Here is a 22,830-nt window from a genome sequence, read left to right on the forward strand (position 1 = left end):
CTGCTTCTTCTGCCGGCCAGTCAGGCGACGGGCGGAATTCCGGTGCCGCTCCGCGGCAGGGCCTGAGGTTGGGCGAGGCGGCCGGTCGTCCGGTTGCTGCTACCTCAGGTTCGAGACGCCTGCCTCGATCACCTCGACGGCGTCGCCGATGGAGATCGTGCCCGCATTGTTGGGAATGGCGTTCTGGCCGAAAATAATGCCGCCCTTGGCGGAACGATGGAGTTTGCCGAGCGTCTGCAACGGCTCTCGCGGGTCCGGCTGCTCGCCGCTGAGGGGGTCGCGGGTGGTGATGACACAGCGCGCGCAAGGCTTTGCGATCCGCAGCTCCACGGAGCCGATACGGATCGCTTTCCAGCTGTCTTCGGGCCATTCGCCCTGCGCGTCGAGGACGATGTTCGGCCGAAACCGCGCCATCTCCACGGGCCTGGCAAGATGGCCGTTCAGATGGTTCAGCGAACCCGTCGTGGTGACCAGCAGTGGAAAACCGTCGGCAAAGCCGACGTAATCGCCAGGCTGGGCGAATTCCGGGTCGACCGGTCGGTTCTTTGGATCATCGAAATGGACGAGATCGACAGGTCGGCCAAGAATGCCCGACAGATAGTCGCCGGCCGCCGGATCTGCCTGCCGCGCAACGACGCTGTCCTTCCATATCTTGACGGGACGCAGCGCAGCGTCAGGGCCTGGAACTTCGACGACCAAGGACCCATGCAGGTCGTGTTTCAACACAATGCTCGCGTCGCGATGCTCGACGTCTACGGTCGTCATGGCCGGTATCTGGCGAATGGTGAGGAACTGTCCTCCCTTGTCGACGACCATCCAGCGACGATCCCCGGCCATGCCCATGGTCTCGATGTCGGCACGCGGCACTGGATGGCCGCGCAGGCTCTTGACCGGATAGCGATAGAGTTCGACGACCTTCATGGACAATCCTTCTCCGACATGCGTGTGAGCCTATAGCCGCAAGGGCGGAATTGAAGGGGTTGCGGCATCTTTGTCTTGTGCCAATCCCGATAAGGGAAAGCCTCTCTTCGACCATGAAAAAACCCGCGAGCCTGGCGGCCCGCGGGTTGTCTTGATTTTCGGTCCGCGCGCGAGGCGCGGCGCCGGCCGGACTTAGTTGCCCTGCTTCTTCAGCGCGGCACCCAGGATGTCGCCCAGCGAAGCGCCGGAGTCGGTCGAGCCATACTGTGCGACGGCTTCCTTCTCTTCGGCGATTTCCAGCGCCTTGATCGAGACCTGCAGCTTGCGGGTCTTCTTGTCGAAGGCGATGACACGGGCGTCGACCTTCTGGCCGACGGTGAAGCGCTCGGGGCGCTGCTCGTCGCGGTCGCGCGAAAGGTCGGAGCGCTTGATGAAGGTCTCGATGCCGCTTTCGACCAGCCGCACTTCCAGACCGCCATCCTTCACGCCGATGACTTCGCAGGTGACGACGGCATTCTTGCGCAGTTCGCCTGAAGTCGCTGCTTCACCGACGGTGTCGCGGGCCAGCTGCTTGATGCCGAGGGAGATGCGCTCCTTCTCGATGTCGACGTCGAGCACCTGCGCCTTGACCATGTCGCCGCGATTGTACTCTTCGATGACCTGCTCGCCCGGACGGGTCCAGTCGAGGTCGGAGAGGTGCACCATGCCGTCCACGTCGCCTTCCAGGCCGATGAACAGGCCGAACTCGGTCTTGTTCTTGACCTCGCCCTCGACCTGGCTGCCGACCGGATGGTTGCGCGCGAAGGCTTCCCACGGGTTTTCCAGCGTCTGCTTGAGGCCGAGCGAGATGCGGCGCTTGGCCGGATCGACCTCGAGCACCACCACGTCGACTTCCTGCGTCGTCGACAGGATCTTGCCGGGGTGCACGTTCTTCTTGGTCCACGACATTTCCGAAACGTGGATGAGGCCTTCGATGCCCGGCTCCAGCTCGACGAACGCGCCGTAGTCGGTGATGTTGGTGACGGTGCCCTTGATCTTCTTGCCGATCGGGAACTTGGTGCCGATCTCGGACCACGGATCCGACTCGAGCTGCTTCATGCCGAGCGAGATGCGGTGGGTTTCCTGGTTGATGCGGATGATCTGCACCTTGACCGTCTGACCGATGTTGAGGATTTCGGTCGGATGGTTGACGCGGCGCCAGGCCATGTCGGTGACATGCAGCAGGCCGTCGATGCCGCCGAGGTCGACGAACGCACCGTAGTCGGTGATGTTCTTGACGACGCCTTCGACAACCTGGCCTTCTTCGAGGTTCTGCACGATTTCCGAACGCTGTTCGGCGCGGCTCTCCTCGAGCACGGTGCGGCGCGACACCACGATGTTGCCGCGGCGGCGATCCATCTTGAGGATCTCGAAGGGCTGCGGATTGTGCATCAGCGGGGAAACGTCGCGGATCGGGCGGATATCGACCTGGCTGCGCGGCAGGAACGCCACGGCGCCGTCGAGGTCGACGGTGAAGCCGCCCTTGACCTGGTTGAAGATGACGCCTTCGACGCGCTCACCCTTGGTGAATTTCTCTTCGAGACGGACCCAGCTCTCTTCGCGGCGAGCCTTCTCGCGCGACAGCATGGCTTCGCCCAGCGCGTTCTCGATGCGCTCGACATAGACTTCGACGGTGTCTCCGACCTTGAGGGTGGAGTCCTTGCCCTTGACGCCGAATTCCTTCAGCGGCACGCGGCCTTCGACCTTCAGGCCGACGTCGATAATGGCCATGTCCTTTTCGATCGCGGTGATCGTGCCCTTGACGACCTGACCTTCGCCGGAGTGGCCGGTGGTGAATGATTCTTCGAGCAGGCTCGCGAAATCATCGCGAGTGGGATTTGCAGCTGACATATTTTCTCCTGGAGTGCCCCGCATCTGCGGGACGGGCGCCGTGGGTTAGCGTTGCGTTGGCCTGCCGTCATTCCGGGTTAAAAAACCCTGGGCCGCTTTTCGAGCGGCAATTCCGGCGCATGAAGAATGCTGGCAGGCTGGTTCGTGCCCGATATGGGTATTTTCTTCGCCTCCGGCAATCGGAAGCAGCATGAAAACCCGGATCAGGCCTTGTTTCTTTTAGCCAATGCGTCGTCGATGACAGCCATGGCCGCGAGAAACGCGGCTTCTATAGCCATTTCGCTGGTATCAAGCAAGTGCGCGTCGGCGGCGGGCTTGAGCGGTGAGTCGGCCCGGCCCATGTCGCGCTCGTCACGGCGTTCGATGTCGGCAAGGATCTCGGCGAAATCAGCGGTGCCGCCGATGCTTTCGATCTCGGCCAGACGACGCTTGGCGCGCACCTCCGCACTCGCCGTCACGTAGAGCTTGATGTCGGCGTCGGGGCACACCACCGTGCCGATGTCGCGCCCGTCGAGCACGGCGCCCGGGGGCGCCTTGGCGAAGTCGCGCTGCTTTTCGACCAGGATGCGCCGCACGGTAGGAAACACCGCCACCTTCGAGGCAGCCTCGCCCACGGCATGCGCCGACAAGACCGCGCGGTCAAGTCGCGCCAGATCGACCTGGCGGGCAGCGGTTTCGGCCGCCGAGACATTGTCGAGCGGCAGGCCGACCTGCAGCAAAGCATGCGCCACGGCGCGATAGGTGAGGCCGGTGTCGAGCAGGTTGAGGCGGTAGTGGTCGGCGAGACGCCGGGCGAGCGTACCCTTGCCGGCGCCGGCGGGACCGTCGATGGCGATGGTGAAGGTTGAACTCATCTGACGTTCCTAATGAACTGGAACGCCAGTACCGACGCGGCGATCAAAACCGACAACGGCAATACGATGAAAGGCATGACGCCGATTGTCATGAAGGCCATTGCTCCGATTGCTTTGAAAACGCCTGCAAGAATCACCCAGCCTTTGTTTTCTAGAAATCCGGAGGTTCCGACCGACAAGTAAAGGATCGTGACTTGAAGGGCGAAAATCCAGAACAGAAAGGCAAAAACACCCAGCCGTTTTTTGAAGACAAAGCGTTCGATCAGATACGGGACCAGCGCAGCTCCTAGATAAGCTGCTACGACCAGCCAGTCCCCTGACATCACCCGATTTCCGCGCCCAGACCCTTCATCAGCCCCATGAATTCCGGAAAGCTCGTCGCGATCATAGCGGCGTCGTCGATAGTGACAGGCCTCTCCGTTGCCAGCCCCATCACCAGAAAACTCATGGCGATGCGGTGGTCGAGATGCGTCTTCACCGTCGTGTCCAGGCCGTTGGGATGGCCGCCGAGGCCCTTGCCGCCGGGCTTGCCGCGCACGGCCAGCGACGCCTCGCCCTCGGTGCAGTCGACGCCGTTGAGCTTCAGCCCGTTGGCGACGGCCGACAGCCGGTCGGATTCCTTCACCCGCAGCTCTTCCAGCCCCTGCATCAGCGTCTCGCCCTCGGCGAAGCTGGCAGCCACCGCCAGCACCGGATATTCGTCGATCATCGAAGGCGCCCGTTCCGGCGGCACCGTGACGCCCTTCAGGTCCGAGGAGCGCACGCGCAGGTCGGCGACATCCTCGCCGCCGGCATTGCGCGGGTTCAATATGTCGATCTGCCCGCCCATTTCCTGCAGCGTCAAAAGCAGTCCGGTGCGGGTCGGGTTCATCAGCACGTTCTCGATGACGATGTCGGAACCCGGCACGATCAGCGCCGCCACCAGCGGGAAGCCGGCCGAGGAGGGGTCGCCAGGCACGGCGATGGTCTGTCCGGTCAGCTTGCCCTGGCCCTCGATGAAAATGTGGCGCACGCCGCGCTCGTCGGTCTCGACCGACAGGTTGGCGCCAAAGCCTTTCAGCATCTTCTCAGTGTGGTCACGCGTCATGACAGGCTCGATGACGGTGGTGACTCCCGGTGTGTTCAGCCCAGCCAGCAGCACCGCCGACTTCACCTGCGCCGAGGCCATCGGCACGCGGTAGGTGATGGGGGCGGCGTGTTTCGGCCCATGCAGCGTGATCGGCATGCGGTCGCCGGGCGTCGCCTTCAGCACCTGCACGCCCATCTGGCGCAAGGGTTCGAGCACGCGGCCCATCGGCCGGCCCGACAGCGAGGCGTCGCCAATGAAGGTCGTCTCCATGTCGTAGGTGCCGACCAGGCCCATGGTCAGCCGCGAGCCGGTGCCCGCATTGCCGAAGTCGAGCGGACCTTCCGGCTGCAGCAGCGCGCCGTTGCCGGTGCCGCGGATCACCCATTCGGCGCCGCGTTTCTCGATATGCGCGCCCATAGCCTTCATGGCTTCTCCCGTCCGCATCACGTCCTCGCCCTCGAGCAGGCCGGTGATGCGGGTCTCGCCCGAGGCGAGCCCGCCGAACATGAAGGAGCGGTGCGAGATCGATTTGTCGCCCGGCACGCGCGCGGTACCGGAAAGGGCTTGTGATTTGCGGGCGGTGGCCGGCTTGGCAGCGGCGGCGTGAGACATGGAATTTCCCTGGACGGAATGCCGGCTGACCGGCGCTTTTCATTTGGTGCGGCGGTCTCGTATCACGGCGGGGCGAAATGGTCATCCCCATGGTCGTCACTTGGCGCGAGCCCCTTCAATCCATGGTTTTGTGACGCCGGCTTTTGGCTTTGACAGCGCTGCAAACTGCGGTTAAGGGGACCACTCTTTTATTCACGAGGCTTGCCGTGGCAAAAACCGAACTTGGCACAAAGCGTATCGACCCTGAGACGGGCCGAAAATTCTACGACCTGAACAAGGACCCGATCGTCTCGCCCTATACGGGCAAGACCTATCCGCGTTCCTATTTCGAGGATGGCAAGATTGCCGCCCTCGAGGAAGACGAGGAAGTGGCCGAGAAGGAAGTGGACGGCGACGAGGAAGAAGGCGCCGAGATCGTTTCGCTCGAAGAAGCCGATGACGAGGCCAAGGGCGGCGACGATCTTCCCGACCTGGGCGACGATGAGGATGACGTCGACCTCGGCGACGACGAGGACGACACGTTCCTCGCCGACGAAGAGGAAGAAGACGACGACGTCTCCGACATGATCGGCGTCGGCGACGACGACGACGAGGTCTGATCGGCTGCGAAAAGCGGGCATTTGCCGGCTTTCGCAACATCCGAATAAAAAGCCTCTATTCAGGCTTGATATCTCGGAAAGGCGGGGTTAGAAGCCGCCTGCACTAACGGCGCGGTCTTCCAACCCGCGCCGATCTCTCGCCGGAAACGGCGCCGGCTGATTGCCGGGAGTGGGGCCATAGCTCAGTTGGGAGAGCGCTTGAATGGCATTCAAGAGGTCGTCGGTTCGATTCCGATTGGCTCCACCAAACGTCCTTCTCTAGCCACTGGTCTCTCGGAGCTAGGAAATAGTCTCGTCTTTCCGTGGCTTAGCCGCAATTCGGACCAGAGACACAAGTTTTTGGAAATTGATGCTTGTTCCATCTCGCGGATGTGAGGGGAATCCCGGACAACCCGGCGGCGGCTGGATTCGCTGAAAAGGCGCGCGGCCCGTGCTCAGCCGATATTGCATGAGGACGTCACCATGCACCGGCGAATTCGATACGGTATCTCCTGTGCCGACTTACCACTCGGCGAATGAGCCGTCCTTGTGGCGCCAGATCGGGTTGCGCCAGCGGTGCCCCTCCTTGGCCCGCTCCCTGACATAGTCCTCGTCGATCTCGACGCCCAGGCCCGGGCCGTCGGGAATGGCGACATAGCCATCTTCGTAGCGGAAGACATCCTTGTTGGCGGCATAGTCGAGCAGGTCGTTGGCGCCGTTATAATGGATGCCGAGGCTCTGCTCCTGGATGAAGCAGTTGTAGCTGACCGCGTCGAGTTGCAGGCAGGCGGCCAGCGCGATCGGGCCCAGCGGGCAGTGCGGCGCCACCGCCACGTCATAGGCTTCCGCCATCGCCGCGATCTTGCGGCATTCGGTGATGCCGCCGGCATGCGACAGATCCGGCTGGATGATGTCGACGACGCCTTCGGCGAACACCGATTTGAAATCCCAGCGGCTGTAGAGCCGCTCGCCGAGCGCGATCGGCGTCGAGCCAAGCGCGGCTATCTCCTTCAACGCCTCGCGGTTTTCCGAGAGCACCGGCTCCTCGATGAACATCAGCCGGTAGGGCTCCAGTTCCTTGACCAGCATACGCGCCATCGGCCGGTGCACGCGGCCATGGAAATCGACGGCGATGCCGATATTGGGCCCGACCGCTTCGCGCACCATGGCGACGCGCTCGACCGTGGCGTCGATCCTGTCGTGGCTGTCGACGATCTGCAGTTCCTCGGTGCCGTTCATCTTGAGCGCCTGGAAGCCGCGCGCCACCATTTCCCTGGCGCCATCAGCCACGTCCGCCGGACGGTCGCCGCCGATCCAGGAATAGACCTTGATGGTGTCGCGCAGTTTGCCGCCGAGCAGCTCATGAACGGGCACGCCAAGCGCCTTGCCCTTGATGTCCCACAGCGCCTGATCGACGCCGGCAATCGCGCTCATCAGGATCGGCCCGCCGCGGTAGAAGCCGCCGCGGTGCATCACCGTCCAGTGGTCCTCGATCAGGCGCGGGTCCTTGCCGATGAGATAGTCGGCGAGTTCATTCACCGCCGCCTCGACGGTCAGCGCCCGGCCCTCGACCACAGGCTCGCCCCAGCCGGTGACGCCGGCATCGGTCTCGATCTTGAGGAACAGCCAGCGCGGCGGGACGACATAGGTGGTCAAAGACGTGATTTTCATGCTGGCATGTCTCAGTTGGTCTTGAGTTTCTTGGCGCTGAGAAGATCGCGCGCCGCAAGGTCGAGGATCTTGCTCGCCGCGGCCCTGGCGGCGGCGGCATCGCGCATGCGAAGCGCCTCGACCACCTCGCGGTGCGCCGCCACCGCTTCCATGCGCCGCTCAAGCGAAATCGTCGCCGACGCCTCCAGCGAGAATTTCAGCCCGGTGTCGATCAGATTGCCGATCTGGCGGAAGATCGGGTTGTGGCTGGCGGCATAGACGATCTGGTGGAACACGACGTCGCTGCGCGAGAAGGCGGCGAGATCCTCGCCGGCATCGGCCATGCCGCGCCATGCTGCTTCGAGGTCGGCGACCTCCTGCAGTGTCGCGCGGGTCGCGGCGAGTTCGGCGACCAGCGGTTCGATGGCGCGGCGCGTTTCCAGGATGGCATCGAACAGCTTGTCGTCCAGCGCATGCGGCGCATGCCAGGCCAGCACCTGCGGATCGATGATGTTCCAATTGTCCTGTTCGCAGACAACCGTACCGATTCGCGGCCGTGACAGCACCAGTCCCTTGGCGGCCAGCACCTTCAACGCCTCACGGATGACCGTGCGGCTGACCCCATATTCGACGCCGAGTTCGTTTTCGGTCGGCAAGGAGGATCCGGCCGGATAGCGTCCGGAAAAAATGTCGGAAGCAAGCGCCTTCGTCACGTCGGGCATGACGCGCGGGCGGCGGGTGTCGCTCTGTGTTTTCCTGGACGTCCCGGTCACCTCAGCCCTCCTCCAAGGCGGCGAACTCACTGATTTCGCGCAACCATCCCGGCCTTACCGGATGCCGATCGGTTGCGCCAGCGATCCTTTGTAAGAGCATCTAGCTTAATTATCATACCAGATCAATTGACCGGTATGATAAAAAGAATTACAGACTCCAGCACCCGGGCCGGGCGCCCGGCCTATCGCTGGGAGGTAATCATGCGATTTTTGAAGACCGCGCTCGTCGCGGGCGCGCTTGCCGTGCTGTCCGCCACGACCATTGCCGCATATGCTCAGGACACCAAGATCGGCTTCATCGTCAAACAGCCCGAAGAGCCATGGTTCCAGGACGAATGGAAGTTCGCCGACCAGGCCGCCAAGGAGAAGGGCTTTACCCTGGTCAAGATAGGCGCCGAGGACGGCGAGAAGCTGATGTCGGCCATCGACAATCTCGGCGCCCAGGGCGCGCAAGGCTTCATCGTTTGCACGCCCGATGTGAAGCTCGGCCCCGGCATCGTCGCCAAGGCCGCCGCCAACAATCTCAAGCTGATGACCGTGGACGACCGTCTGGTCGGCGCCGACGGCAAGGCGCTGGAAGACGTCCCGCATATGGGCATCTCGGCCACCAAGATCGGCGAGGCCGTCGGCCAGGCGATCGTCGACGAGATGAAGGCGCGCGGCTGGAAGGCCGACGAGGTCGGCGCCATCCGCGTCTCCTACGACCAACTGCCGACCGCCGTCGACCGCGTCGAAGGCGCCATCTCGGTGCTGAAGGCGAACGGCTTCAAGGCCGAGAACATTTTTGACGCGCCGCAGGCCAAGACTGATACCGAAGCCGCGCTCAACGCGGCAACGGTGGTGCTCAATGCCCATGCCGATATCAAGAAGTGGGTGTCCTTCGGCCTCAACGACGAGGCCGTGCTCGGCGCCGTGCGTGCGTCCGAAAGCGTCGGCATTCCGGCTGACGGCATGATCGGCGTCGGCATCGGCGGCGCCGATTCGGCGATCAACGAGTTCAAGAAGCCCGCCGCCACCGGCTTTGTCGGCACGGTGATCATTTCGCCGAAGCGCCATGGCTACGAGACGGCGCTCAACATGTACGACTGGGTCGCCAACAACAAGGAACCGGAGAAGCTGATCCTGACCTCCGGCGCGCTGGCCAAGCGCGACGATTACCAGAAGGTCCGCCAGGGCCTCGGCATCCAATAGTCCTCCCTGTACAAACAGGCGGCGGCTCATCCCGCCGCCTGTTTGTCATGACTGAAGAAGGATCGGCGCTCGTGTCGTTTCTCGACTTCTCGCGCATCACCAAGACCTATCCGGGCGTCAAGGCGCTGTCGGACGTCTCCTTCGGCGTCGCCAGGGGCGCCGTGCATGGCCTGATGGGCGAGAACGGCGCCGGCAAATCCACCCTGATCAAGATCCTCTCCGGCGACCAGCATGCCGATGCCGGCGAAATCCGCATCGACGGCAAGGTTCAGGCCTATTCATCGACGCGGGATGCCTTCGACAATGGCGTCATCGTCATCCATCAGGAACTGCAACTCGTCCCGGAACTCACCGTTGCCGAAAACCTCAGCCTCGGCCGCTTCCCCGCCAGCGCCGGCATTATCGCCGGCCGCCGCATGCTCGATGAGGTCGGCGCCAAGCTGAAATCGGCCGGCATCGACATCGACATCAGCCGCAAGGTCAAGACGCTGTCCATCGGCGAGCGTCAGATGGTCGAGATCGCCAAGGCCGTCATGCTCGACGCGCGCGTCATCGCGCTCGACGAACCGACTTCGTCGCTGTCGTCGCGCGAAAGCGAAATCCTGTTTGCCCTGATCGATCGCCTGCGCGCCGAAGGCAAGGTCATCATCTACGTCTCGCATCGGCTCGACGAGGTGTTCCGGCTCTGCGACAGCCTGACCGTGCTGCGCGACGGCAAGCTCGCCGCGCACCATACGTCTCTGGAAGGCGTCACCCGCGACCAGGTCGTCGCCGAAATGGTAGGCCGCGAAATCTCCGACATCTGGGGTTTTCGTCCGCGCAAATCCGGCGATGTCAGGCTGAAGGTCGATGCCGTCTCCGGGGCAAAACTGAAGACGCCGGCGAGTTTCGAGGCACGCGCCGGCGAGATCGTCGGCTTCTTCGGCCTGATCGGCGCCGGCCGCTCGGAACTGATGCGCCTGGTGTTCGGCGCCGATCCGCGTTCGGGCGGCGCCATCAGCGTCGACGGCAAAGTCGTTCATGCCACGGATCCGCACGGGGCGATCCGCGCCGGCATCGTGCTGTGCTCGGAAGACCGCAAGCATGACGGCATCATCCAGGGCCGCTCGATCGAGGAGAACATCAACATCTCTTCGCGGCGCCACCACGCGCGCTTCGGTGTCTTGAACCGCGCCAACGAGATCGCCACTGCCGAGACCTTCATCAAGAAGCTCAAGGTGCGCACTCCGTCGCGCAAGCAGGACATCATCAACCTCTCCGGCGGCAACCAGCAGAAGGTCATACTCGGCCGCTGGCTGTCGGAGCAGGGCGTGCGCGTCCTCATTGTCGACGAGCCGACGCGCGGCATCGATGTCGGCGCTAAATCCGAGATCTACGAACTGCTCTACCAGCTTGCCGAGGACGGCATGGCGATCATTGTCGTTTCGTCAGAACTGCCCGAGGTGATGGGCATCTGCGACCGGATCCTGGTGATGTGCGGCGGGCGCATCGGCGCCGAACTGACGCGCGACCAGTTCGCCGAGAAGACGATCCTGGCCGCGGCCCTTCCTGACACCAAAACCCCCGACGCGATCGCATCCTAAGGACTTTGCCATGACCGACCAGTTGAAGAAGCTCTTGCTCGGCGAACAGGGCCTCGTCGTCATCTTCATCGTTGCCTTCGCGCTGGTGTCGCTCTTGGTGCCGAATTTCCTCACCGACCGCAACATGCTCGGTCTGCTACAGTCGGTGGTCACCGTCGGCATCGTCGCCTGCACCATGATGTTCTGCCTTGCCGCGCGCGACTTCGACCTGTCGGTCGGCTCGATCGTCGCCTTTGCCGGCATGGTCGCGGTGATGGCCTCGAACTATATCGGCTCGATCCTGCTCGGGCTTGTGGCGGCAATCGCCTGCGGCGCATTCGTCGGCTTCATCAACGGCGTCGTCATCGCCAAATTCCGCATCAACGCGCTGATCACCACGCTCGCCACCATGCAGATCGTGCGCGGTCTGGCTCTGATTGCCTCCGACGGCCGCGCCGTCGGCATCAACAGCCCTGACTTCTATCAGCTCGCTCTGTCGAAATTCCTGGGCATCCCGACGCCGATCTGGGTCCTGGCCGTCTTGTTCGGCATCTTCGGCTTTGTGCTGAACCGCACCGTGTTCGGCAAGAACACGCTGGCTATCGGCGGCAATCCGGAGGCTTCGCGGCTGGCGGGTGTCAATGTCGACCGGACGCGCATCTGGATCTTCGCGCTACAGGGCGTCGTCTGCGGCATTGCCGGCATCCTCCTGGCTTCTCGCATCACTTCGGGCCAGCCCAACGCGGCGGTCGGGCTGGAGCTCTCGGTCATCTCGGCTTGCGTGCTGGGTGGCGTTTCGCTCGCCGGCGGTAGGGCGACGATGTCGGGTGTCATCGTCGGCGTACTCATCATGGGCATCGCCGAGAACGCGATGAACCTGCTCAACATCCCGGCCTTCTACCAGTACATCGTGCGCGGCGTGATCCTGCTTCTGGCGGTGCTACTCGACAATCTTCGGTCCTCGGCATTGGGAAGGCGCTGATGGGAAGACTCTCCGGAAAACGCATCTTCCTCACCGGCGCCGCGCAAGGCATCGGCTACGCCATCGCCGAGGCCTGCCTGCGCGAAGAGGCCGAGCTGTTCCTGGTCGACCGCGACGCGAGCCTGCTTGCCGAAAGCGCCGCACGCTTGGGAGAGGTCGCGCATGCGGCGGCCGACATTGCTGACGCCAAGGCAATCGATGCCGCGATGTCTGGGGCAGCGAAGGCCATCGGCCCGATCAACACCGTCATCAACAATGCCGGCATGAACGTCTTTTCGACGCCGCTCGAGGCCACCGAGGACGAGTGGACGCGCAATCTCGATGTGAATGTGAAAGGCGCCTGGCACTGCGCCAGGGCAGCGCTGCCCGGTATGATCCAGCAAGGTGGCGGCGTCATCCTCAACGTAGCCTCGACGCATGCTTTCACCATCATCCCGCACACTTTTCCTTATCCCGTCGCCAAACACGCGCTCATCGGCCTGACCAAGTCACTGGCGATCGAATATGCCGGCAACAATGTGCGCGTGAACGCGCTGGCGCCCGGCTATGTCGCGACGCAGACGGTCATCGACTACTGGAACAGCTTCGACGATCCCGAGGCCGCGCGCGCCAAGACGCTGGCGCTGCACCCGGGCGGGAGGATCGCCACGCCGCAGGAGATCGCCATGGCTGTGCTCTTCCTCGTCTCCGACGAATGCCCCTTCATCAATGCCGCCTGCCTCGTCGCGGATGGCGGCCTGAGCGTGCTTCACCACCCCTGACAACAAGCCATAATGGAGGAAAAAATGGCAAATGACGTCTTCGCAAAAACCCCGTTGACGCGTCGGCAGGCGCTTGCGCTTGCGCTTGGCGCGGGCGCCACGCTGGCGGGTTCGCTGCCTCGCATCGCCTTCGCGCAGGACCAGAATGTCACGCTCTGGCATGGCTGGACCGGCGCCGACAACACCACGGCGCTCAACGGCGTGATCGATGCCTTCAACAAGGGCGGCAAGGGCGTCACGGTCGAGCCGACCGGCTATGACTGGGATACGCTGTTCTCCAAATGGGTCGTCTCCTCGGCCGGCGGGCGCGCGCCGGACCTGGTGCTCTTCCACATCACCGAACTGCCGGAATTCGCCACGCGCAACGTCATCCGCCCGATCGACGATGTCGTCGCTTCGTCCGGCCTCGACCTGTCGCAGGTTCCTGACGCCGGCCGCACCGGCGTGACCTTCGACGGCAAGGTCTATGCCGCGCCGCTCGACGTGCACCCGCTCGGTTTCTACTACAATGTCGACATGGTCCAGGAGGCCGGCCTCGATCCGGGCAAGCCGCCTAAGACCGGCGAGGAATTCCTCGAATGGGCAAAGAAGCTCACGGTCAAGGACGGTAGCGGCAAGGTCACCCGCTATGGCTTCGAATTGCCGAACACGTGGGCGACGGCCCGCTGGATCTGGTTCAGCCTGATGTATCAGAACGGCGGCACCTTCCTCGACGACAAGGGCCTGGCCGCGGTCGACGGCGACGCCTCGCAGAAGGCGCTGCAATACCTCGTAGATCTGATCAACGTGCATGGCGTGACCAATCCGGAAGTCGGTGGCAACAAGGGCGAGGACGCCTTCGCCTCGAAGCAGGTCGCGATGAAATTCATCGGCCCTTGGGAGGTCAATCTGCGTATGGCGCAGAAGATGAACTTCATGACCGCGCAGCTGCCGGTGTTCGGCGCCAAGCCGGCCGTGTGGGCGAACTCGCACTGCATGGCGGTCTCGAAGCAGAAAAGCGACGACAAGCTCGCCGCCGCCGGCACCTTCATGAAATGGTTCTTCGACAATTTCGCAGCCCCCGCGACGACTGTCGGCATCATCCCGCAGAGCAAGGCCGTGCGCGAGAGCGCCGCCTTCACCGGCACCGAGCAGTACAAATACTTCAAGTCCTTCGTCGACGACCTGCCCAACATCGTCTACGAGCCGCTGATCCCGCAGTACCTGTCTGTGTTCTCCTTCGACAAGCCGACGCCGCTGGTCACCAATCTGCAGGCAGCCCTCAGCGGCTCCAAACCGGTGCCGGACGCCTTGAAGGCGATGAAGGAAGGCCTCGACACGCAGCTGCAGAAGAAGGGCTGATGTCATCGGTTTCATCACAACCGGCGGGCCGTTCCAAGGCCCGCCGTGCCTCCGCGCCGGAAGGCGGGGCGGTGCGAAGCGGCATGACGCTTGCCGCTTATCTCTTCCTGTCGCCCTATCTGGCGCTGTTTACCGTCTTCATGCTGTTGCCGACGGCGCTTCCGATGGTCGCGCTCGGCCTCGGGCTTGCCATGCTGCTTGATCAGAAGCTCATGGGCACCGCCTTGGTGCGCACCGTGGTGTTCCTGCCCTATGTCGTCATGGTCTCGACGGTGGGCATCCTGTGGGGCTGGTTGTTCGACAAGGGCACCGGCCTCGTCAATTACTACCTGACCATGATCGGCCTCGACCCCATCGCCTGGCTCAAGGATCCGCATTGGTCGATGCCGGCATTGGCCATCACGACCATCTGGTGGACGGTCAACACCAACATGATCATCTTCCTGGCAGCCTTGCAGGACATTTCGGAAGACCTGCATGATGCCGCCACGCTCGACGGCGCCGGCCCGGGGCAGCGTTTCGTCTACATCACGCTGCCCTTGCTGCGGCCCGCCATGGCGCTGGTCACCGCGCTCACCATAATCAATGGCTGGCGCGTCTTCGGGCAGGCCTATGTGATGACGCAGGGCGGGCCGGAGGCAAGCACCTTCGTTATCGTGCAATATATCTATCTGACCGCATTCCAGAATTTCGAGATGGGTCCGGCCGCTGCCGCGGGCGTGGTGCTGCTGTTGATCACACTGGTGTTCTCACTGGCCCAGATGAAGCTGATGAAGGCGATCTGATGCAGGACCAGCGATCCAGTCGTGCCGGACAGTCGCTTGGCGGGCGTTCGCTTGCCTATGTGCTGATGATCGTCGTGACGGCGCTCTGGGGCGCGCCGATCCTGTGGATGTTGGTGACTTCGATCAAGCCGGAAAGCGAAATCTACGCTTACCCGCCGACCTGGATCCCGGATGTGCCAACACTCGAGGCGTATGGCGCGCTGTTTCAGCGCTTTCCGATGCTGACCTGGTTTCGCAACTCGGCCATTGTCGGCATTATCACCACCGTGCTGACGCTCGCGGTGGACGCGCTGGCTGCCTATCCACTGGCGCGCATGCAGTTCCCCGGCCGTCGCATCATCATGGGCGTGGTCTTCGCGACCTTTCTTTTGCCTTATGAGTTGCTGTTTGTGCCGTTGTTCCTCGGCCTGAACAGTTATGGCCTGGTCGACAGCATCTTCAGCCTGACCGTTCCGGCTTCGGCCAACGCCTTCGGCGTCTTCCTGCTCACCCAGTTCTTCCAGGCCGTGCCGCGCGAACTGGAGGACGCCGCCATCATGGACGGCTGCAGCCGCTTCGGCTTCTTCTGGCGCATCCTTTTGCCGCTGACCAAGCCGGGTCTCGCCACGGTCGCCATCTTCACCTTCGTTGCCAGCTGGAACAATTTCTTCTGGCCGCTGATCGCCACCAACTCGGACGAGACACGTACACTTCCGGTCGGGCTGGCGACGCTGGTTGGCGGAGCCGGCATGTCGATGAAGCAGAGCGTGCTGATGGCCTCCTCGGTGGTGGCGACCTTGCCGACGGCGATCTTCTTCCTGGCCTTGCAGCGCCACTTCGTGCGCGGCATCGCCGCGACCGGCATCAAGGGGTGACTTCCCGCGCCGGCCTGGCGAGGTTCCGGTCCGGGACGTCGCCGAGCAGGCGCTCTACCGGGTCGACACCGAGGTAGGCCGGCTTCGCCGGCTCGACCATGCTTCAGGAGGCGTTTTTTCTGACCACAGGACATTCGACGATCGCGCTGCTGGAACAGCCGCGCGACCATCAGTTCGTGTGCAGGTCCTCAGCAGCAATATCGAGAAGCCGGTTCATCGCGTTTCTGGCTCCGGCGGTGTCCCGCAAGCGAATAGCCTCGAGCACGTTCTGATGCGCCGTCAGTGCCCGCGACTGCGCCTCCATCAGCGTGTTGGTCAGGCGGAACGAGGCGCTCAGGGCTGCCTCCAGCATCCCGATCAACCCTTTCAGAACGACATTGTGGCTTGCCGCGATCACACTGCGGTGGAAGGCAAGGTCCGCTCGGCACACCCCGTCGAGGTCATGCGGGATCGAATCGCGCATGCTGTTGAACGCAGCTTCGATCGCCGCGAGATCCGAGCCGGTCGCGCGCCTGGCGGCGAGTTCCGCCGCGGCCGGTTCGAATATGCGGCGCGCCTCGACCAAACCGGAGACCAGTTCGCCGTCGTTCTGGATATCGGGGTGCCAGCTCAGCACCACGGGATCGAGCAGCCGCCAATCATCGCGCGACAGGACACGTACGCCGACACGGCGCCTCGCCTCTACCAGCCCTTTGGCCGAGAGGACCTTGACTGCTTCGCGCACCGATGTGCGGCTGACGCCAAGCATGGCGCACAGCTCTTCTTCCCGCGGCAGCATGTCCCCCGGCTGGTAAACGCCACCAAGGATGCGGCTGCCCAGAACATTGACGACGGAATCGTGGACCCGGCTGCCGCCTGCGCCGTCAGGCTCGGCGCGATGAAATGAGCTCTCTTCAGCCACGCTCAGGTCAGATGCCATGATGTCCGTTCCTCGCCATGGGCAACTCATAGGCGTGCCCGCCAAGCCGCGCAACGATGGCTGCCTTTTCGGGGTGCCCCGCCTATGTACTCTCGCTTCGCCACGCGACGCCACTATAGATCATATGTATTAAATATCTGCGCCGAGGGCAATCGGGTTGATTTCGCACAAATATGGCAAAATCGATTCCTATTAGCCTCCAATCTGGGCTCAATATGCATTGACAGTCCCATAAAACATAGTATCTATATGACAGTTTGATCTGATCTAGTCAGATGGAGTACGGCGAGCTTGGGAGGGGGGAGCCGTGCGTGCAGCGGCGCGACGACGCAATTCATCATCAGTTGGGAGGACGTCATGAAATCAATCAAGCAGTTTGCAATCGCAGCGCTCGCGGTGGCCACGTTTGCCTCGGCCGCTGCGCCGGCCTTCGCCGATTCCACCGGCATCGGTGCCATCTATCTTGACGATGTTGGCTTCTATGCCGCCGTGCGCAAGGGCATCCAGGACGGCGCCACCTCGATGGGAAAGAAGGTTGATCTGCTCGAGACGAACGCGCGCGCCGATCCAGGTGCCGAAGCCTCCTTCATCGACCGCTTGATCTCGGCCAACGTCAAGGCGATCATTCTGTCCGCCGTCTCCGCCGACGGCTCGGTGCGCGCCATCAAGCGGGCCCATGAAGCAGGCATCCCTGTCGTCTGCTACAACACCTGCATCAACGACGCCGACATGAAGAAATATGTTTATGCCTATGTGGTCGCCGATCCGACCGAGTTCGGCCGTCAGCTCGGCGACGTTGCCGCCGACTATTTCATCGCCCAGGGCATCAAGGCACCGAAGATCGGTGTGCTGAACTGCGAATTCGTCGAAGTCTGCGTCAAGCGCCGCGAAGGCTTCGAAGCGGCGCTCAAAGCCAAGCTTCCGGGTTACGTCATTGCGGCGAACCAGCGCGGCACCGTGCTCGACGATGCCGTATCGGTGAGCGACCAGATGCTGTCGGCCAATCCCGACATCAACGCCTTCTTCGGCGAAGGCGGCGATGCCGGCACGGGTGCGGTGCGCACCATCAAGCAGCGCGGCCTGGCCGGAAAAGTCGTCGTCTTCGCGGCTGATATGACATCTTCGGCGGCGACCGAACTCGCCGACTTCTCGGTGATGAAGGCGATTGCCGACGTGTCCGGCCAAGGCATCGGCAAGCTGGCGCTCGAACAGGCTTTAAACGGCGCCGAGGGCAAGAAGGCCGCCGATATCATCGTGCCCATGGGCATCTCGATCTTCAAATCGGCCGACGATGCAAAGAAATGGTTGGAAACCCACAAGGACGGCCTCTCCTGATCGCATCCTCCCCAATTGTGCGATGCTGGCCGCCGCATACCGGCGGCCAGCCTTGTCTGGGAAACCGATAATCTTGGATACTGCCCGCGGCCGAACGAGCCACGGTTCGGAGCCTTGTCATGCCAAAAATGCTTGCGGCCTACCTTCCTGGTAATTCCACCGTCGACCTGCGCGAAATCGACCGTCCTCAGCCGGGTATTGGCCAAGTGCTCCTGAAGATGAAGGCATCGGGCATCTGTGGCAGCGACATCCACTACATCTACCACAAGCATCTCGGCGCCGATCCGCGCACATCCTACCAGGGTGTCGTGGCGGGGCATGAGCCGGCGGGACAGGTTGTCGAGCTTGGCGCCGGCTGCCGGCATTTCAAGCCCGGCGACCGCGTCGCGGTCTATCATATTTCCGGCTGCGGCTTCTGCCGCAACTGCCGCCGGGGATTTCAAATCTCCTGCACCGACCCGCAGCGCGCCGCCTATGGCTGGCAACGCGACGGTGGCCATGCCGAATATCTGGTCGCCGATGAGCGCGATCTCGTGCATCTGCCTGACACGCTCTCCTACCGCGACGGCTGCTTTATCTCCTGCGGTGTCGGCACCGCTTACGAGGCGGTTCTGCGCGGCAATGTCTCCGGCAGCGACGCGGTGCTCGTCGTCGGCCTCGGTCCGGTCGGCATGGCGGCGCTCATGCTGGCCAAGGGTCGCGGCGCACGCCTGGCGATCGGTGTCGATACCCAGCCCGATAGGGTCGAGACGGCGAGGAAGCTCGGACTGCTCGATAATGGCCTCGTTGCTGGACCAGGCGCGCTCGACGCGATCAATGAATTGACCAAGGGCGGTGCCGCCGTCGCCATCGACTGTTCGGGCAATCCGCGCGGCCGGGTACTGGCGCTGCAGGCGACCCGCACCTGGGGGCGCTGCGTCTATATCGGCGAAACCGGCAAGGTCGAGTTCGATGTCAGCGACGATCTGCTGCACCGCCAGCGGACCATCTACGGCTCCTGGGTGACCAGCGTCCACAATATGGATCAGTGCTGCGAGGACCTCGACGCCTGGGGTCTGCACCCCCATGACATTATCACCGACGCCTTCGCGCTGGAAAAGGCGCCGGAGGCCTATGCTCTGATGGCTGGCGGAAAGTCCGGAAAAGTCATCGTAGAGTTTCCGGATTGAGCGATGCCCGATATCGAAATCGCCAATGAAGCGCTGAGCCTTACCGCCACCACGACCGGCGGAGCGGTGTGGCGGTTTCTTGCGCGCTCCCACGGTGTTGAGATCCCGCTGTTTCGTGAGCCGCCGCAGGGAGGGGAACGCGCGGCGTTGAAGTCAGGCTGTTTTCCGCTCGTGCCTTTCGGCAATCGGGTGCGCGACAACCGCTTTGTCTTCGAGGGCACGGAGCGTTCGCTTCCACCCAACACGGAATGGGACAAGCACTATCTGCATGGCGACGGCTGGACCGCTGAATGGCAAATTGCCGACCGCACAAGCACGGAGGTGGCACTTGCGTTCAGCCATCGCGGCACCGGCACTCCGTACGCCTATGATGCCGAACAGCGCTTTTCGCTTGCCGGATCCACGCTGACGACGACGCTTGCCGTCACCAATCGCGGCGCCGCGGCGCTGCCGTTCGGCCTCGGCTGGCATCCCTATTTCCCGCTGACGGGAGGGACCACGCTCAAGGCCGCCGCTCGCTCCTATTGGGAGGAGGATGCTTCCTGGCTGCCGACCGTCGAACATCCAGTCGCCGGCGATATCGACTTTGCCAGTCCGCGCTCTCTGCCGCATCGCTGGGTCAATACGGTCTTCGAGGGCTGGAACGGCGCGGCTGACATCGACTGGCCGGAGACCCGGCTTTCGCTGGCAATCGATGCCGATCCGGTCTTCTCCCGCTACCTGGTCTTTGTCTCCGATCCGGCTTTCGATGCCGGCTACGACTATGACTTTTTCTGTTTCGAACCGATGAGCCACAGCGCCGACGGGCATAACATGCCCGCTGGCGGCGGGCTGGTGAGGCTGGCGCCAGGGGAAAGCCTCACCGGGTCTGTCCGCTACACCTGCCACCGGCATTGACGAGGAAGATTGCGATGAGCGCCACCCCAACCACAACCAGCCGTCGGCGCGGCTTTCGCCTGCTTGCGCTCGACATGAACGAGATCGGTCTGATCGTCATCTTGCTGCTGCTCTATTTCGGCTTCGGTGCGACCACCAACGGCTTTCTGTCGGCCAACAATCATCTTTCCCTGCTGCGCGATGCTGCCTCGATCGCGATCGCCGCCTGGGCGGTGACGCTCATCATCATCGCCGGTGAGATCGACGTCAGCGTCGGGCCAATGGTCGCCTTCACCTCCGTGTGTCTCGCCTTCATGCTGAAAGCCGACGTCAATGTCGCGCTCGCCATTCTGGCTTCGCTTGCCATCGGCGGTGCGCTCGGCACCTTTGCCGGATCGTTGCGCGCCTTTTTCGGAGTGCCGTCCTTCGTTGCCACGCTCGGCCTGTGGAGTGCGCTGCGCGGCATGTCTTTCTTCACCACCAACGCGCTGCCCGTCACCTTCCCAGACAATGACTTTCTCGACATTCTTGCCGACAACATGTTCGGCATCCCCACCTCGGCCGTCGTCATGCTGGTGCTGTTCGCGATTTTTTCCTTCATAAGCCAGAAGACCGCCTACGGCCGGTCGATCTTCGCGGTCGGCGGCAACGCCAATGCAGCGGAACTGTGCGGCATCAACGTCGCGCGCATCCGCGTGCTGATCTTCACGACCTCGGGCGTGATGGCAGCGCTCGCCGGCGTGCTTTTGACGGCGCGGCTCGGTTCCGGAAATGCCGGCACCGCATCCGGTCTCGAATTCGACGTGATCGCTGCCGTCGTCATCGGCGGCACGGCGCTGTCAGGCGGACGCGGCTCGATGCTCGGCACGCTGCTTGGCGTCTTTGTCATCACGCTGATCGGCAACGGCCTGGTGCTGCGCGGCATCAATCCGTTCTTCCAGGAGGTTGTGCGCGGTGTCATCATTGTCGCGGCCGTGCTCGCCAATATCCTGGTCACGCGCTATCGCGAACGCCGTGTTTTCGGCGCGTGACGAGAAGCTGGGAGGATCAGTCCATGCAGACCGCCCGCGAGCCGGATCCTCAGCCCTTGGTCGCCACCGTACGTGGCGCGACCAAACACTATCCCGGCGTGCTGGCGCTGGACGATGTCGATTTCGAGATCAGCCGCGGCGAAGTCCGCGCGCTGCTTGGCAAGAACGGTGCCGGGAAATCGACGCTGATCCGGCTGTTGACAGGTGCTACCGTGCCTGACAGCGGCGAGGTTTCCATCGACGGTGACGCGCTGAACGGCCTCGGTACCCAGCGCACGGTCGAAGCTGCCCGGCTGGGGGTGCGTGCGGTCTACCAGGAACTGAGCCTGATTGTCGGCATGAGCATCGCCGAGAACCTGTTCCTCGGCCGCTGGCCATCCAGCATGGGCGTGCTCTCCCATGGCGAAATGGAACATCAGGCGCGCGAAACCCTGGCCCGGCTGGGGCTGAAGCTGGATCCCCGCCGCCGTGTCGGGACGCTAAGCCCGGCCGAGCGGCAACTCGTCGAGATCGCCCGTGTCATGATTGGCGAACCGAAGCTCGTTATCCTCGACGAGCCAACCAGTTCGCTTGCTGCCGCGGAGGTCGAACTCCTGTTCACCGCCGTGCGCAATCTGGCCGCCGCCGGCATCGCGGTGATCTATGTCAGCCATCGCATGAGCGAGATCCGACAGATCGCCCGGGCCGCTACGGTGATGCGCGACGGCAAGGTGGCGGCCACCGTCGAGGTGGCCGGCGCCGACACCGCCGAGATCATCCGGCTGATGCTTGGTCGCAGCGAGCAGGAAGAACAGTTGGTCGGCCAAGCGAGGGGCGGCGACAGCGTGCTGTCGGTGCGCGATCTGGCCGTGCCGCCGAAGCTTTCAGGTGTATCGTTTGACCTCAAGCGAGGCGAGGTGCTCGGTTTTGCCGGCCTGCTCGGCTCGGGACGCACCGAGCTTCTGAGGGCGATCGGTGGGCTCGATGCCGTACGTGCCGGTACGGTCCTGCTCGATCAAAAGGACATCACCCGCGTCTCGTATGGCGAGCGGGTGAAAAGTGGGATCGGCATGACCCCTGAAAGTCGCAAGGAGGATGGAATCCTGCCGTTGCTCGGCGTCGACGAGAACACCGTTGCCACCGACTTTTCAAAAGTGACGGTGAACGGCGTCATCTCGGCATCGAGGATGGAGGCAGCGGCAGGTGACATCGTCCGTCGCATCGGCGTCAAAACGGCGCGCATAGACACGCCGGTCGGCACCCTGTCGGGCGGCAACCAGCAGAAGGTGGTGATCGGCCGGTGGGTCTATGCCGGAAGCCGCATCCTGCTGCTCGACGAGCCTACACGCGGTGTCGACGTCGAAGCGAAGTCGCAAATCTACGCCATCATTCGCCAGCTTGCCGGGGAGGGCAAAAGCATCATCTTCGTGTCCAGCGAGATAGAGGAGTTGCCGAAGGTCTGCGACCGGGTCCTGGTGCTGAAGGACGGGAACTTCGTACAGGAATTCGTGGCACCGAACGTGGACGTCGACAAACTCATGGCGGCATGCTTGTAGGTTCTGGCGGAGCCGAGCGCCCAACCACTGCCGGTACGCATCCGCGCTTGCCCCCGGCCACCAGGCTAGAGCGTTTCCTGCTTTGAGAGAATCGTAGGATTCCCAAATCAAGGTGTTTGTGATTCAAGATGCTGGCTGGATT

The 22,830-nt window shown here is 63.1% G+C and carries 21 protein-coding genes and 1 tRNA gene; 14 read left to right on the top strand and 8 right to left on the bottom strand.

Going from position 1 to position 22,830, the window contains the following annotated elements; translation table 11 throughout:
• Positions 1-99: 99 nt before the first annotated feature.
• From FJ967_RS30575 to aroA, 5 genes are all read right to left on the bottom strand, one after another.
• A complete protein-coding gene (locus tag FJ967_RS30575; protein ID WP_140736036.1) occupies positions 100-921 on the bottom strand; it encodes an MOSC domain-containing protein in 822 nt (273 codons plus the stop codon).
• A gap of 192 nt (positions 922-1,113) precedes the next feature.
• A complete protein-coding gene (rpsA, locus tag FJ967_RS30580) occupies positions 1,114-2,811 on the bottom strand; it encodes a 30S ribosomal protein S1 (RefSeq protein WP_140736037.1) in 1,698 nt (565 codons plus the stop codon).
• Positions 2,812-3,014: 203 nt separating this feature from the next.
• The gene (gene cmk, locus FJ967_RS30585) at positions 3,015-3,665 is read right to left on the bottom strand and encodes a (d)CMP kinase (RefSeq protein ID WP_140736038.1); all 651 of its coding nucleotides are present in this window, start codon (positions 3,663-3,665) and stop codon (positions 3,015-3,017) included.
• Positions 3,662-3,988 carry a hypothetical protein gene (locus FJ967_RS30590; RefSeq protein WP_140736039.1) on the bottom strand — a complete coding sequence of 109 codons (327 nt, stop codon included), beginning with the start codon at positions 3,986-3,988 and terminating at the stop codon, positions 3,662-3,664. Before FJ967_RS30590 ends, cmk begins: the two co-directional genes overlap by 4 nt.
• Entirely contained in the window at positions 3,988-5,346 is a 1,359-nt protein-coding gene (gene aroA / locus FJ967_RS30595) for a 3-phosphoshikimate 1-carboxyvinyltransferase (RefSeq protein WP_140736040.1), read from the bottom strand. Before aroA ends, FJ967_RS30590 begins: the two co-directional genes overlap by 1 nt.
• Before the next feature lie 206 nt (positions 5,347-5,552).
• Between aroA and FJ967_RS30600 the strand changes: the two genes are divergently transcribed.
• Together FJ967_RS30600 and FJ967_RS30605 are read left to right on the top strand one after the other, a co-directional pair.
• Positions 5,553-5,945, top strand: coding sequence for a TIGR02300 family protein (locus FJ967_RS30600; protein ID WP_140736041.1), 393 nt, complete (start codon positions 5,553-5,555; stop codon positions 5,943-5,945).
• A gap of 171 nt (positions 5,946-6,116) precedes the next feature.
• Positions 6,117-6,192: transfer RNA gene (locus FJ967_RS30605), tRNA-Ala, on the top strand.
• Between the two features lie 254 nt (positions 6,193-6,446).
• Here the strand turns inward: FJ967_RS30605 and dgoD are convergent.
• Both dgoD and FJ967_RS30615 read right to left on the bottom strand, forming a co-directional pair.
• Complete coding sequence (gene dgoD, locus FJ967_RS30610; protein WP_140736042.1) at positions 6,447-7,595, bottom strand: galactonate dehydratase; 1,149 nt, start codon at positions 7,593-7,595, stop codon at positions 6,447-6,449.
• A gap of 11 nt (positions 7,596-7,606) precedes the next feature.
• Positions 7,607-8,296, bottom strand: coding sequence for a FadR/GntR family transcriptional regulator (locus FJ967_RS30615; protein WP_246675442.1), 690 nt, complete (start codon positions 8,294-8,296; stop codon positions 7,607-7,609).
• Between the two features lie 252 nt (positions 8,297-8,548).
• On the opposite strand from FJ967_RS30615, the gene FJ967_RS30620 reads away from it, so the two are divergent.
• The 7 genes from FJ967_RS30620 (at position 8,549) to FJ967_RS30650 (ending at position 15,823) form a co-directional block, all read left to right on the top strand.
• The gene (locus tag FJ967_RS30620; RefSeq protein WP_140736044.1) at positions 8,549-9,538 is read left to right on the top strand and encodes an arabinose ABC transporter substrate-binding protein; all 990 of its coding nucleotides are present in this window, start codon (positions 8,549-8,551) and stop codon (positions 9,536-9,538) included.
• Positions 9,539-9,609: 71 nt separating this feature from the next.
• Positions 9,610-11,121, top strand: a complete 1,512-nt coding sequence (gene araG / locus FJ967_RS30625; RefSeq protein ID WP_140736045.1) for an L-arabinose ABC transporter ATP-binding protein AraG — start codon at positions 9,610-9,612, stop codon at positions 11,119-11,121.
• 10 nt (positions 11,122-11,131) lie between these two features.
• Positions 11,132-12,082, top strand: coding sequence for an L-arabinose ABC transporter permease AraH (gene araH / locus FJ967_RS30630; protein WP_140736046.1), 951 nt, complete (start codon positions 11,132-11,134; stop codon positions 12,080-12,082).
• Complete coding sequence (locus tag FJ967_RS30635) at positions 12,079-12,843, top strand: SDR family oxidoreductase (protein WP_140736047.1); 765 nt, start codon at positions 12,079-12,081, stop codon at positions 12,841-12,843. The genes araH and FJ967_RS30635 overlap by 4 nt, the downstream gene beginning before the upstream one ends.
• A 24-nt stretch (positions 12,844-12,867) precedes the next feature.
• The gene (locus FJ967_RS30640; RefSeq protein WP_181176201.1) at positions 12,868-14,184 is read left to right on the top strand and encodes an ABC transporter substrate-binding protein; all 1,317 of its coding nucleotides are present in this window, start codon (positions 12,868-12,870) and stop codon (positions 14,182-14,184) included.
• The gene (locus tag FJ967_RS30645) at positions 14,184-14,969 is read left to right on the top strand and encodes a sugar ABC transporter permease (protein WP_181176202.1); all 786 of its coding nucleotides are present in this window, start codon (positions 14,184-14,186) and stop codon (positions 14,967-14,969) included. Before FJ967_RS30640 ends, FJ967_RS30645 begins: the two co-directional genes overlap by 1 nt.
• Positions 14,969-15,823 (top strand): carbohydrate ABC transporter permease, encoded by an 855-nt coding sequence (locus FJ967_RS30650; protein ID WP_140736050.1) that lies wholly within the window; start codon positions 14,969-14,971, stop codon positions 15,821-15,823. The genes FJ967_RS30645 and FJ967_RS30650 overlap by 1 nt, the downstream gene beginning before the upstream one ends.
• A 169-nt stretch (positions 15,824-15,992) precedes the next feature.
• On the opposite strand, the gene FJ967_RS30655 is transcribed toward FJ967_RS30650, so the two are convergent.
• Positions 15,993-16,742, bottom strand: a complete 750-nt coding sequence (locus FJ967_RS30655) for a FadR/GntR family transcriptional regulator (protein WP_181176203.1) — start codon at positions 16,740-16,742, stop codon at positions 15,993-15,995.
• 357 nt (positions 16,743-17,099) lie between these two features.
• Here FJ967_RS30655 and FJ967_RS30660 point away from each other — a divergent pair, with 357 nt between their 5' ends.
• The 5 genes from FJ967_RS30660 (at position 17,100) to FJ967_RS30680 (ending at position 22,688) form a co-directional block, all read left to right on the top strand.
• The gene (locus FJ967_RS30660; protein ID WP_140736052.1) at positions 17,100-18,077 is read left to right on the top strand and encodes a substrate-binding domain-containing protein; all 978 of its coding nucleotides are present in this window, start codon (positions 17,100-17,102) and stop codon (positions 18,075-18,077) included.
• Between the two features lie 119 nt (positions 18,078-18,196).
• Complete coding sequence (locus FJ967_RS30665) at positions 18,197-19,246, top strand: zinc-binding dehydrogenase (RefSeq protein ID WP_140736053.1); 1,050 nt, start codon at positions 18,197-18,199, stop codon at positions 19,244-19,246.
• A gap of 3 nt (positions 19,247-19,249) precedes the next feature.
• Positions 19,250-20,143: an aldose 1-epimerase gene (locus tag FJ967_RS30670; RefSeq protein WP_140736054.1), complete on the top strand. Its 894-nt coding sequence runs from the start codon at positions 19,250-19,252 to the stop codon at positions 20,141-20,143.
• Between the two features lie 14 nt (positions 20,144-20,157).
• Positions 20,158-21,153, top strand: coding sequence for an ABC transporter permease (locus tag FJ967_RS30675; RefSeq protein WP_140736055.1), 996 nt, complete (start codon positions 20,158-20,160; stop codon positions 21,151-21,153).
• A gap of 23 nt (positions 21,154-21,176) precedes the next feature.
• Positions 21,177-22,688, top strand: a complete 1,512-nt coding sequence (locus FJ967_RS30680) for a sugar ABC transporter ATP-binding protein (RefSeq protein ID WP_140736056.1) — start codon at positions 21,177-21,179, stop codon at positions 22,686-22,688.
• The last annotated feature ends 142 nt before the right edge of the window (positions 22,689-22,830 follow it).

The sequence above is a fragment of the Mesorhizobium sp. B2-3-4 genome (genome assembly GCF_006442315.1).
Classification (GTDB): domain Bacteria; phylum Pseudomonadota; class Alphaproteobacteria; order Rhizobiales; family Rhizobiaceae; genus Mesorhizobium.

What these genes read in the sequence shown, in the direction of transcription:
- FJ967_RS30575 (WP_140736036.1), bottom strand. Translation starts at nt 921, where the DNA reads ATGAAGGTCGTCGAACTCTATCGCTATCCGGTCAAGAGCCTGCGCGGC.
- rpsA (WP_140736037.1), bottom strand. Translation starts at nt 2,811, where the DNA reads ATGTCAGCTGCAAATCCCACTCGCGATGATTTCGCGAGCCTGCTCGAA.
- cmk (WP_140736038.1), bottom strand. Translation starts at nt 3,665, where the DNA reads ATGAGTTCAACCTTCACCATCGCCATCGACGGTCCCGCCGGCGCCGGC.
- FJ967_RS30590 (WP_140736039.1), bottom strand. Translation starts at nt 3,988, where the DNA reads ATGTCAGGGGACTGGCTGGTCGTAGCAGCTTATCTAGGAGCTGCGCTG.
- aroA (WP_140736040.1), bottom strand. Translation starts at nt 5,346, where the DNA reads ATGTCTCACGCCGCCGCTGCCAAGCCGGCCACCGCCCGCAAATCACAA.
- dgoD (WP_140736042.1), bottom strand. Translation starts at nt 7,595, where the DNA reads ATGAAAATCACGTCTTTGACCACCTATGTCGTCCCGCCGCGCTGGCTG.
- FJ967_RS30615 (WP_246675442.1), bottom strand. Translation starts at nt 8,296, where the DNA reads ATGCCCGACGTGACGAAGGCGCTTGCTTCCGACATTTTTTCCGGACGC.
- FJ967_RS30620 (WP_140736044.1), top strand. Translation starts at nt 8,549, where the DNA reads ATGCGATTTTTGAAGACCGCGCTCGTCGCGGGCGCGCTTGCCGTGCTG.
- araH (WP_140736046.1), top strand. Translation starts at nt 11,132, where the DNA reads ATGACCGACCAGTTGAAGAAGCTCTTGCTCGGCGAACAGGGCCTCGTC.
- FJ967_RS30640 (WP_181176201.1), top strand. Translation starts at nt 12,868, where the DNA reads ATGGCAAATGACGTCTTCGCAAAAACCCCGTTGACGCGTCGGCAGGCG.
- FJ967_RS30645 (WP_181176202.1), top strand. Translation starts at nt 14,184, where the DNA reads ATGTCATCGGTTTCATCACAACCGGCGGGCCGTTCCAAGGCCCGCCGT.
- FJ967_RS30650 (WP_140736050.1), top strand. Translation starts at nt 14,969, where the DNA reads ATGCAGGACCAGCGATCCAGTCGTGCCGGACAGTCGCTTGGCGGGCGT.
- FJ967_RS30655 (WP_181176203.1), bottom strand. Translation starts at nt 16,742, where the DNA reads ATGGCATCTGACCTGAGCGTGGCTGAAGAGAGCTCATTTCATCGCGCC.
- FJ967_RS30660 (WP_140736052.1), top strand. Translation starts at nt 17,100, where the DNA reads ATGAAATCAATCAAGCAGTTTGCAATCGCAGCGCTCGCGGTGGCCACG.
- FJ967_RS30665 (WP_140736053.1), top strand. Translation starts at nt 18,197, where the DNA reads ATGCCAAAAATGCTTGCGGCCTACCTTCCTGGTAATTCCACCGTCGAC.
- FJ967_RS30670 (WP_140736054.1), top strand. Translation starts at nt 19,250, where the DNA reads ATGCCCGATATCGAAATCGCCAATGAAGCGCTGAGCCTTACCGCCACC.
- FJ967_RS30675 (WP_140736055.1), top strand. Translation starts at nt 20,158, where the DNA reads ATGAGCGCCACCCCAACCACAACCAGCCGTCGGCGCGGCTTTCGCCTG.
- FJ967_RS30680 (WP_140736056.1), top strand. Translation starts at nt 21,177, where the DNA reads ATGCAGACCGCCCGCGAGCCGGATCCTCAGCCCTTGGTCGCCACCGTA.